The organism is Cupriavidus sp. 01L46 (assembly GCF_056399905.1).
Genome location: NZ_JBFTSF010000591.1, coordinates 1 through 1,396 on the forward strand (window position 1 = coordinate 1; position 1,396 = coordinate 1,396).

Sequence of the window (1,396 nt, forward strand, 5' to 3'; positions counted from 1 at the left end):
AGCGCGCTTCGTACCTGCTCCAACTGGCCGGCGGTGAGCTTGGTCACCGACTCCAGGAATCTCTTGAACTGGCGGGCGTTCATCGACTGCTCTCGTCATATCAACGACCAAAGTCTAGCAGCTATCCACGCTTAACCTGAACAGCGCCGCTCCATTTGACAAGAATTGAGCGGATTTGGATTTATATATAGTGTCGGATATTCATTTTTCGACTCTAGAGCGAGAAGCCAGAATTCCTATAATAGGAAAACATCTGCAATCCAGCTATTTTTGGATCTCCGATATTTATCCGTTTTCAATAATTTGAAATAATAAACGCTCCGCGAAAAATGGCCACCCGAGTCATTCGGGCCAATCGCCCGAACACGGCTAGAGGGCATCGATCTCCGGGCCGTCTTTCGCTTCCCGGTTGAGCGCTACGTCGGACAACTACTGCCGTCACAAACTGCACCCAAAACAAGCGCTGCGTGCTGAAATCGAGTTCGCAATGACGCCGTTTGCGGTTGATCGATGGAAAAACAGAAATTCTATATTAATCAATAACTTACGGTGGCATTCCCGCACTGATGCTGGGCTTGCGAACCGTCGCAAATTGCACCGAAATCAAAGCTACCCCATACAGGGAAAGATGCGCACGGCGTCTTCACCGACCGCCCGGAAACGCTGACCAACGACTTCTTCCGCAACCTGCTCGACATGGGCGTGGAATGGAAGGCGCTCGCCCGGGATGTGTTCGAGGGACGTGACCGTAAGTCGGGGCAGGTCAAGTTGACCGGATCGCGGGTTGATCTGGTGTTCGGCTCACATGCTCAGCTCTGGGCCCTGTGCGAAGTCTACGCAAGCGAGGACGTGGCGGATAAGTTCGTCAAGGACTTCGTCGCTGCCCTGGGTCAAGGTGTTGAACCTCGGCCGCTTCGATCTGCGTAAATGAGCGTTAAGTAAGGGGTAAATCTGGGCGCCGCACCACGTTCGGCGCCCGTCCGGGCTTGAACAGACGTGATCGCTGCCTGGTTCTGGCAGCGAGCGTGATGCAGAGCACAGAGCCGCCAGGAGGMGCATCGGTGGCTGGAGTAGCACCTTAGCTGCTCCTTCCGAGCGTCCCGAAATCCAGGCTCCGTACGAGGTTCAGGGCAAGAAGGTGCGATCGCGAGCGCCGGCGGGCAAATGCTCATTCAACCCAGGCTGGAAAGTATCCCAGTGACGTCTGTACGTGCCCATCGTGCGCCGGCACCACGACAATATCTGGATGTCTGTCTATCAGCGCGCGAATCTGCTCCACAGCATCTTGTGTTTGTTCAATATCACCATCAACCAACCACCGCGCTGCCCAGAACTTCGTGCCGCCAAGCTTCAATGCCTTCGCATTCCAGACTGCATCGCCCACCAGGAAGTACTG

Annotated in this window: 1 protein-coding gene and 1 pseudogene; one reads left to right on the plus strand and one right to left on the minus strand. The window is 55.0% G+C overall.

Annotation, left to right across the window (positions count from 1 at the left end):
* Positions 1-627 precede the first annotated feature (627 nt).
* A pseudogene (locus AC1DS3_RS38665) lies at positions 628-931 on the plus strand (catalase/peroxidase HPI); the annotation flags it as partial.
* A 237-nt stretch (positions 932-1,168) separates the two neighbouring features.
* Here the strand turns inward: AC1DS3_RS38665 and AC1DS3_RS38670 are convergent.
* Positions 1,169-1,396 (minus strand): hypothetical protein (locus AC1DS3_RS38670; protein WP_477129368.1); only part of this gene is annotated, 228 nt, incomplete at its 5' end.